Below are 9,086 nucleotides of genomic sequence, written 5' to 3'. Positions count from 1 at the left end.
CGGGCGACGGCGCTGAGCACCGGCCAGCCCTCGCGGGGCAGCTGCGGCAGGCGCTCGTCGGCCAGCGCCGCCTGGGCCGCGCGTACGGCCTCGGCGCGGTCGTCGGCCGCCAGCGCCGCCTCGATCCGCAGCTCCCGCAGCGGCAGCCGGTGGTTCGGCCACAGGTAGGGCCGGGCCAGGAAGCCGAGGGCGCGGCCCACCAGCTCGTCCGCGGCGGGGTGGCCCCGGGCCAGCCGCAGGCCGGCGCGGAGCTGGAGCCAGTGCAGCCCCGAGACGCCCGGCAGGTCGATCCGGGCGGCGTCCGCGCAGGCGGCGTCGGCCTCGTCCCAGCGGCCCAGGGCGATCAGCGCCTCGGCCTGGTTCGACAGCAGGTAGGCGCCGGTGGAGCGGCTGATGCCGACCCGCCGCGCCTCGGTCACCCCGGCGGCGGCCGCGTCGGCCGACTCGGCGTACCGGCCCAGCTCGAAGAGCACGTCGGAGAGTTGGACCAGGGCGCTCACCAGCGCCGGCGCGTTCCCGGCCGCGCGGGCCCGTTCCTCCACCCGGCGCAGCTCGGCCAGGCCGAGGTCGACCGAGGCCGAGGTGCGGCAGAGCAGCACGATCCGGGCCGGCAGCAGCTCCAGGTCCTCGCCGAGCGCCTCGGCCGCCACCGTCGCCTCGGCCGCGAGCGCGCCGGCCTGCTCGGGGTCGATCCTGATCAGGTGCGCCGCGATGTCGGCGAGGAGCCGGACCCGCTCCGGCCCGTCCGGCACCCCCGAGGCCAGCCGGTACGCCTCCCGCAGCTCCGTCGTGCCGTCGCTCTTGCCGAGCATGGCCAGCATCCGGCCGCGCCGGTCCAGCAGCCGCGCGGCGCGCAGCGGCTCGGCGTCGGTGTCCACCTCGGCCAGGGCGGCCCGGGTGAGGGTGAGCGCGCGCTGGTAGTCGCCGGCGGTGGTGGCCGCCGCGATGGTCTCCTCCAGCACCGCCAGGTGGTCCATGTCGAGCCGGTCGGCCGCGTCGGGCACCAGCTCCCACAGCTCCAGCACCCGCTCCAGCAGCCGGCTCTGCTCCGCGTACGCGTACCGCTCGGCGGCGGCGCGGGCGGCGGTGCGGGCGGTCACCAGGGCGCGGGGGTGGTCGTGGGCGGCGTACCAGTGGTGGGCGATCTCGGCCGGGGCGCGACCGGCGACGACCAGGTGCGGCTGCGCCTCGATGGCCGCCGCGAAGCGGGCGTGCAGCCGGGCGTGCTCACCGGGCAGCAGCTCGTCGTGCACCGCCTCGCGGACCAGGGCGTGCCGGAACTCGTAGTCGCCCTCCGGGTCGGCCACGACGAGCTGGGCGGCGACGGCGGCGCGCAGCGCGTCCTCCAGCTCGGGCTCGGGCAGCCCGGCCACCTCGGCGATGAGCTGATGGGCGAAGCGGGTGCCGCCGGCCGCCGCGATGCGCAGCACCCGCTGGGCCGGGTCGGGCAGCCGGTCCACCCGGGCCAGCAGCAGGTCGCGCAGCGTCTCGGGCAGCGCGGCGCAGCCGACCGGGCCGCCGGCCGCGGCCAGCTCCTCGATGAAGAACGGGTTGCCCTGGGTGCGGTCGTAGATGTGGTCGACCGCCCGGGCGAGCGGCTCGGCGCCGAGCAGGTCGGCCAGGATCGCGCCGGTGCCGTCCCGGTCGAGGCGGCCCAGCTCGAGCCGCTCGACGCCGCGGGCCCGGTCCAGCTCGGCGAGGAAGGGCCGCAGCGGGTGCCCGCGGTGCAGCTCGTCGGTGCGGTAGGTGCAGACCAACAGCAGCCGGGCGGTGCGGGCGGCCCGCACCAGGAAGGCGATGAGGTCGCGGGTGGACCGGTCGGCCCAGTGCAGGTCCTCGATCACCAGCACCAGGGGCTGCCCGGCGGCGAGCCGCTCGAACAGCTCGGCGACCAGGTCGAACAGGTAGCCGCGCGGGGCATCCGAGACCGGCGCCGGGGCGGGCGCGGCGACACCGACCGGCCCCCGGGCCAGCTCCGGCAGGAGGCGGGCGAACTCCGCCTCGTACCCGTCGAAGACGCCGGGGCCGTCGCGGCGCAGCACCGCGCGCAGCGCCGCCGCGAACGGCGCGAAGGGCAGCCCGGCCTCGCCGAGTTCGAGGCACTGGCCGACCAGCAGGCGGGCCCCGGCGTCGGTGGCCGACCGGCCGAACTCCTCCGCCAGCCGGGTCTTGCCCACCCCCGCCTCGCCGCCGACCAGCACGGTGGTCGGCTCGCCGGCGCGGGCCCGGGCGAGGGCGTCGCGCAGGGCCGCGAGTTCTGACTGTCGGCCCACGAGGACGGTGCTGGCGGCGCGTGCGGTCACGGCACCGAGCATGCCACGCCCCTCGCCGCCCTCGGTTCCGCTGACCGGCCGGCCGGCGACCGACGGCCCATCCGTCGCCGGGGCGGGCTGCCCGCCGGACGGCGGAGCGGGCCCGCCGGACGGCGCGGGCTCCGGCGGGGCGTCGGCCCCCGCCGGGACGGCGGCGGTCCCCCGCCGGAGGGCGGCGACCCTCGACGGGTCGGTGGCGGCCCCCGGCGGCACGGTGGTGGCCGCCGGGGGCGCGGGGGCGCTCACCGGCGGACGTCGCCGGCGCGGCCCGGATGTTGCCGCCGGCCGAGCCAGCCGCGCGTGGAGCGGCGTGGCAGGGCGCGGGCGAGCCGGTCGGCCGCGGCCTCGGCGTGCAGCTCGGCGGCGTGCGTACGGTGGATGGAAAGGATGAAGTCCGCGTCGGTGCCGAACATCTCGGGCTCCCTGAGGTCGTCGTCGCTGTCGACTCTGACTCTTCGCGCGAAGGTGCCCCCAGGGCATGGGTGCGCCGCCTGATCTTCGCCCGCTCCCCCGCCTTACTCCCGACCGCTGAGGGCGGTACGGCGGCGTAAGGTACTCAGCCCGGCCGCGGGTGATCGCGGCGTGCGGCGACCACTAGACTCAGCGGCATGGCAAAGCCCCAGGAGAAGGTCTCGTTCGGCCAGCGGCTGAAGCAGATCGGGATGGTGTTCAAGTTCACCGCCAAGCAGGACAGGTGGTTCGCCCCGCTGGCCGCCGGCGCGGTGCTGATCCCGCTCGCGCTCACCGTGGTCGCGGTCCTGCTCTGGGGCTGGATCTGGCTGCCGCTGGGCATCCTGCTCGCCCTGCTCTGCCTGCTGATCGTGCTCAACCTGCGGTCCAACCGGGCGATGATGAACGCCGCCGAGGGGCAGCCGGGCGCGGCGGCCCAGATCATGGAGAGCATGCGCGGCGACTGGCGGGTCACCCCGGCCGTCAGCTCCACCACCCAGATGGACATGGTCCACCTGGTCATCGGCCGGCCCGGCGTGATCCTGCTGGCGGAGGGCAACCCGCAGCGGGTGCGCGGCCTGCTCGGCCAGGAGAAGCGGCGGCTTGCCAAGGTCATCGGCAACGCGCCGCTGCACGACTACGTGATCGGGCAGGAGGAGGGCCAGCTGCCGGTCCGCAAGTTGCGGATGACCCTGATGCGGCTGCCGCGCACGCTCAGTGGCAAGGACGTCAACTCCCTCGACAAGCGGCTCAAGGCGCTCACCGCCCGCCCGCAGATGCCCAAGGGCGCGATCCCGAAGAACATGCGGCCCCCGCGCGGCGCGTTCCGCCAGTCGCGCGGCCGCTGACCCACCGGGACGTACGCGACGAGAGCCGGGCCCTGTCGGGCCCGGCTCTCGCGTCTCTCCCCCCTCCCTCCCCGTTTCCCGCTCCTCGGCGATCTTGCGGTTCCGGCCCTACCGCTACCGCCGATGCCCCGTACGTCCGGGCAGGAAGTGCAAGATCGCGGGAGGGAGGCGGGACAAGCGGGGGTCAGGGGCGGGGGGCGTCGGTGACGACCGAGCCCGCGAGGCGGTCGTGCAGGCCGCGGCGGTGGTTGTCCATCAGCAGGGCCGGCACGACGAGGGCGAGCAGCACGCCGCGCAGCAGCGCCCGGACGAGGCCGATGCGCCCGCCGTCGGCCCACGCGACGCAGCGGATCTTCGTGATGAACATGCCCGGCGTCTGGGCGAACAGCCCGAGGAAGAAGCCGTACTCCAGGATCAGCACCAGCACGGGCGCCCACCCGTCGCGGACCGGGTCGGCGAAGCCCCGGGCGGCGAGGAGGCAGAGCACCCAGTCGATCACCAGCGCGCCGAACCGGCGGCCCAGGCTAGGCGGGGTGAAGGCGGGATCGGACGCGGGCGGCACGGGGCGGTCAGGCGGGTTGCTCACAACGGTCAAGGGTATCCAGGGCGTACGGGCGGCTCGGGGACGGTCGCCGGCACCCCGGGCGCAAAAAGGGACCAAAGCGAGCAAGTGTCAATACACTGGCACAGCCGGCGGTGTTCCGTCGCCCGCTCGCCCCCGCCGGAGCAGCGCGGATGACGCTCCGCGAGGGACGTAACACGGCAGAAACACTCAAGACATGGCCGGGCAACCACCCGGCCATAGCGTCGCCAAGAGCCTAGCCACCCGTGGACGTGCCAGGAGGACGTGTGTTCGCCAATCCCGAGGAACTCCTGCGATACCTCAAGAACGAGGACGTGAAGTTCGTCGACGTACGTTTCTGTGACCTGCCCGGCGTGATGCAGCACTTCAACCTGCCGGTCGAGTCCGTCGACGACGAATTCTTCACCGAGGGCCTGGCCTTCGACGGTTCGTCGATCCGCGGTTTCCAGGCGATCCACGAGTCGGACATGCTCCTGCTCCCGGACGTCGCCACCGCCTTCATCGACCCCTTCCGGGCGCAGAAGACCCTCGCGCTCAACTTCTTCATCCACGACCCGTTCACCCGCGAGGCCTACAGCCGGGACCCGCGCAACGTGGCGAAGAAGGCCGAGGCGTACCTGGCGGCCAGCGGCATCGCCGACACCGCCTACTTCGGCGCGGAGGCGGAGTTCTACATCTTCGACTCCATCCGCCACGAGACCTCGGCGCACCAGTCGTTCTACTACATCGACTCGATCGAGGGCGCCTGGAACTCCGGCCGCGAGGAGCCGGGCGGCAACCGCGGCTACAAGACCCCGTACAAGGGCGGCTACTTCCCGGTGCCGCCGGTGGACCATTACGCCGACCTGCGCGACAGCATCGTGCGCCGGCTGGTCGACAGCGGGTTCACCGTGGAGCGCTCGCACCACGAGGTGGGCACCGCCGGCCAGTCCGAGATCAACTACCGGTTCTCGACCCTGCTGCACGCGGCCGACCAGCTCCAGCTCTTCAAGTACATCGTGAAGAACGAGGCGTGGGTCAACGGCAAGACCGCCACTTTCATGCCGAAGCCGCTCTTCGGCGACAACGGCTCCGGCATGCACACCCACCAGAGCCTGTGGCTGAACGGCGAGCCGCTGTTCTACGACGAGACCGGCTACGCCGGCCTGTCGGACATGGCCCGCTGGTACATCGGCGGCCTGCTGCACCACGCCCCGTCGCTGCTGGCCTTCACCAACCCGACGGTCAACTCGTACCGCCGGCTGGTGCCGGGCTTCGAGGCGCCGGTCAACCTGGTCTACTCGCAGCGCAACCGCTCCGCCTGTACCCGCATCCCGGTGACCGGCAGCAACCGGAAGGCCAAGCGCGTCGAGTTCCGCGTGCCGGACCCGTCGGCCAACGTCTACCTGGCCTTCTCGGCGATGATGATGGCCGGCCTGGACGGCATCAAGAGCAAGATCGAGCCGCCGGCGCCGATCGACAAGGACCTGTACGACCTGCCGCCGGAGGAGTGGGGCGACGTCAAGCAGGTGCCGGGCTCGCTGCCCGAGGTGCTCGACGCGCTGGAGGCCGACCACGACTACCTGCTCGACGGCGGCGTCTTCACGCCCGACCTGATCTCCACCTGGGTCGAGTGGAAGCGGACCAACGAGGTCGACCCGGTGCGCCTGCGCCCGACCCCGCACGAGTTCGCCATGTACTTCGACTGCTGACGCGTCAGAAGATCAGGCAGGAAGGCCCCGGGTTCGCCCGGGGCCTTCCTGCTTGCCGGCAGCTGGCCACAAACCGGACAGAGCCCACCCGCACGCGGAACCGCCCGGGCCCGCCCGGCTCCGCGACTCCCTCCGCGACTCGCTTTCGCGGGCGCTTCACGACTCGCGGGGTCGGTGGAACACCATGGGTGTCTCCGTGCGGTTGTGACACCCATGGCGTTCCACTCGACACGACCGATCCGGCCAGCTCACGTAACGGCCACCTGAATACCTTCGCGTCCGATACATTGCGGGCGTGGACACTCCGCTGCGCGAACCCACCTTCCTGATCCTCACCGCGCTGGCCGGCGAGCCGATGCACGGCTACGGCCTGATCGGCGAGGTCGCCGCCCTCTCCGCCGGGCGCGTCTCGCTGCGGCCGGGAACCCTCTACGGCGCACTCGACCGGCTGACGGACGCCGGCCTGGTGGAGGTCGACCGGGAGGAGGTGGTGGACGGCCGGCTGCGCCGCTACTACCGCCTCTCCCCCACCGGCGACGCCACGCTGACCGCCGAGACCGAGCGCCTGCGCCGCAACGTCGAGGCGGCCACCGCCCGGCTGCGCGCCCGCGTGGCGAAGGCCCGGCCGGCGGCGCCGCGCGTCGCGGGAGGGCTGGCATGACGGACCTGGAGCCCCGCTACCTGCGCCTGCTGCTCGCCTATCCCGCCGACTACCGGCGGGCGCGCGGCGCCGAGATCGTCGGCACGTACCTCGACCTGGCCGGCCCGGACCGGCGCTGGCCCTCACCGGCGGACGCCGCGGACCTGCTGCGCGGCGGCCTCCGCCAGCGGCTGCGGGCCGCCGGGGCCGCCGACCTGATCCCGGGCGTACGCCTCGCCGCCGTCCTCGCCTTCCTCACCGCGACGGCGCTGGCGGCGGCCTGGTCGGTGTTGGAACTGCACCCGCCACCGGCAGAGTGGGGCGTGCCGAGCGCCGGGCCGTTCATCTCGCTCGGGATCGGGGTGTGGGCCGCCTGGCTGCTCGCCGCAGTGGTGCACGCGGTGGCACCGGGCCGCTGGACCCGCCGCGCCGTGGCCCTCGCCCTGCTGTTCACCGCGGCGGTCGTGCCGGTCGGGGCCCTCGCCGGGCTGCCTCGCCCACCGTTGTACGTGCTGCTGCCGCAGGTCGGGCTGGGGCTGGTGGCGCTCGGCCTACCCGAGCGGCTGCCGGCGCGGCTACGGGCGGCTCCCCTGCTCGCCGTCGGCGCCGCCGGCCTCACGGGTGTCAACCTGGTACCCCGCTACGACTTCTACGTCAGCTACTACGGCTGGACGGCGGAACAGATCCTGCCCGGCGCCGCCGTGGTGCTGCTCGTGGTGGTGCTGCTGCTCGGCGCGGGGCTCACCCTGCGGGCCGACCACCGGGGCGGCTGGGCGCTGCTGGTGCTGCTCACCCCGATCGGCCTGCTGTCGGTGCATGTGCTGGCCGGGGCGGCGGACGGTCTGCTGAACGCTGCGCCCCGGCCGGGGTGGACCGCGCTGGCCGCGACGGCCCTCGTGGTCGGGCTCGCCGGCCCCGCGCTGTTGCCGCTGGCGATCGCCCTGCGCCGTCGGGTGCGCGGACCCGGCCCGGTCGGCCACGACACCCGCTGCCCAACCTGCGGGGCGCACCGCTGAGCGCACCGTCCCGGTCGACCAGCACGACCCGTCAGCCGTGGCGCGCGGCACGGGACCGGCGTAGCCGGAGCAGGCCCCACACCGCCAGCCCGACGACCAACGCGGTCATCGCCAGCGCGCCCGGGGCCTTGCTGAACCGGGCCAGGCTGGCGCCGTCGGGCAGGGTGAGGAAGGCCGCCGCCGCGCAGGGCAGCACGAACCAGGTGGTCCGGGTCGCGGCGACCGCGAGCAGGGCCAGCGGCCAGGTGGCGTACCAGGGGTGGAAGACCGGGGCGAGGAGGACCGTGGCGGCCAGCGCCAGCCCCGCGCCGATCAGGGTCACCCGGGGGCGGGCGGCGTCCAGGCGGGCCACCCGCTGCCGGACGTCGTTCAGCCCGCGCAGCTGCGACCAGGCCCGCCACCACAGCGCCACCACGAGCACGGCGAGCAGCAGCAGCGCCACCGTGCGGGTCACCGGCACCGCGGCCGGGTCCCGGCCGACGAGCCCACCCGCGTAGTCGACGACGAAGCCCACCGCCGTCGGCGGGGACGTCCACTGCTCGGAGTCGCCGCTGCGGCTCAGCCCGCCCACCCAGCCGAGCCCGAGCCCGGACAGCAGCGAGGCGACCGCCACCGCGCCGAACGCCCCGCCGGCCAGCCACCCGGCGTCGCGCAGCAGCGCCCGTACGGTGTAGCGGCCCAGCACCGCGGCCAGCGCCGCGAAGGGGAGCACCACCCCGGCGGTGGCCTTCACCATCACCGCCAGCCCGAGCAGCGCCCCGGCCACCAGCAGCGGCTTCGGCTTGCCTGGCCGGCGGACCAGCACCAGCAGGCCCAGCAGCAGCAGGCCGAGCATCACCGCGTCGTTGTGCGCGCCGGCCACCAGGTGCACCCCGACCAGCGGGCAGGCCAGCACCAGCCAGGCCGCCCGGCGGGTGGGCACGCCGGCCGCCCGGGCCAGCCCCGGCAGGCAGAGGGCGGCCAGCAGCAGTCCGGCGACGGAGACCAGCCGGAGCGCTACGACCGTACCCGCCAGGCCGCCGCCGAGGGTCACGGCGAGCGCGGCGAGCAGCACGAAGAACGGCCCGTACGGCGCGGGCGTGTCCCGCCAGAGCGGCGCGACCGACTCCACCCAGGGGCAGCCGGCCTCGGCCACCCCGGTCGCGTACGGGTCGACGCCGTGCGCGTACGCCCAGCCCTGGCAGGCGTAGGAGTAGACGTCCCGGCTGCCCAGCGGCGGGGTGACCAGCAGCGGCAGCGCCCACAGTCCGGCGGTCAGGTACGCCCACCGCGTCGACGGCGCGCCCCGGCGCAGCGCCCACCAGGCGCCGACCAGCAGGGCCGTGCCGACCAGCCAGGCGCCCAGCACCAGCGGCCCGGTGTCCGACCGCCAGCGGTCCGCCGGGGTGGCGTCCAGCGGGATCGACGGCAGCGCCCCGCCCAGCCAGCCGGCGACGGCCAGCAGCACCGCCCCGGCCAGGCCGGCGTACCGGGGCAGGCGGGCGGCGCCGGGCGTCGGCGGGGTGCCGGACGAGGCGGGCCGCGAGATGACGGGCGGGGTCGGCGG

General features: G+C 75.1%; 8 protein-coding genes. 4 read left to right on the top strand and 4 right to left on the bottom strand.

The features are described 5' to 3' along the window. On the bottom strand, nt 1-2,303 hold a 2,303-nt coding region (locus tag AB0L34_RS18270; RefSeq protein ID WP_363705568.1), incomplete at its 3' end, for an AAA family ATPase. 251 nt (nt 2,304-2,554) lie between these two features. Next, complete coding sequence (locus tag AB0L34_RS18265; RefSeq protein WP_363705567.1) at nt 2,555-2,725, bottom strand: hypothetical protein; 171 nt, start codon at nt 2,723-2,725, stop codon at nt 2,555-2,557. A gap of 195 nt (nt 2,726-2,920) precedes the next feature. On the opposite strand from AB0L34_RS18265, the gene AB0L34_RS18260 reads away from it, so the two are divergent. Beyond that, nucleotides 2,921-3,610, top strand: a complete 690-nt coding sequence (locus tag AB0L34_RS18260) for a DUF4191 domain-containing protein (RefSeq protein ID WP_350679779.1) — start codon at nt 2,921-2,923, stop codon at nt 3,608-3,610. 184 nt (nt 3,611-3,794) lie between these two features. On the opposite strand, the gene AB0L34_RS18255 is transcribed toward AB0L34_RS18260, so the two are convergent. After that, nucleotides 3,795-4,172 (bottom strand): RDD family protein, encoded by a 378-nt coding sequence (locus AB0L34_RS18255; protein WP_363705571.1) that lies wholly within the window; start codon nt 4,170-4,172, stop codon nt 3,795-3,797. Between the two features lie 287 nt (nt 4,173-4,459). Between AB0L34_RS18255 and glnA the strand changes: the two genes are divergently transcribed. The 3 genes from glnA to AB0L34_RS18240 all read left to right on the top strand — a co-directional run bounded on the left by glnA (nt 4,460) and on the right by AB0L34_RS18240 (nt 7,540). Next, entirely contained in the window at nt 4,460-5,884 is a 1,425-nt protein-coding gene (gene glnA, locus AB0L34_RS18250; protein WP_363705566.1) for a type I glutamate--ammonia ligase, read from the top strand. Nucleotides 5,885-6,179: 295 nt separating this feature from the next. Then, a complete protein-coding gene (locus tag AB0L34_RS18245; protein WP_363705565.1) occupies nt 6,180-6,545 on the top strand; it encodes a helix-turn-helix transcriptional regulator in 366 nt (121 codons plus the stop codon). Continuing rightward, on the top strand, nt 6,542-7,540 hold the full coding sequence (locus AB0L34_RS18240; protein WP_363705564.1) for a hypothetical protein: 999 nt from the start codon (nt 6,542-6,544) through the stop codon (nt 7,538-7,540). Before AB0L34_RS18245 ends, AB0L34_RS18240 begins: the two co-directional genes overlap by 4 nt. Before the next feature lie 31 nt (nt 7,541-7,571). Here the strand turns inward: AB0L34_RS18240 and mptB are convergent, their stop codons facing one another. Then, nucleotides 7,572-9,068: a polyprenol phosphomannose-dependent alpha 1,6 mannosyltransferase MptB gene (gene mptB, locus AB0L34_RS18235; RefSeq protein WP_363705570.1), complete on the bottom strand. Its 1,497-nt coding sequence runs from the start codon at nt 9,066-9,068 to the stop codon at nt 7,572-7,574. Nucleotides 9,069-9,086: the final 18 nt, after the last annotated feature.

The organism is Micromonospora sp. NPDC052213 (assembly GCF_040679695.1).
Taxonomy (GTDB): Bacteria; Actinomycetota; Actinomycetes; order Mycobacteriales; family Micromonosporaceae; genus Micromonospora.
This window is presented reverse-complemented; position numbering and strand designations above follow the sequence as displayed.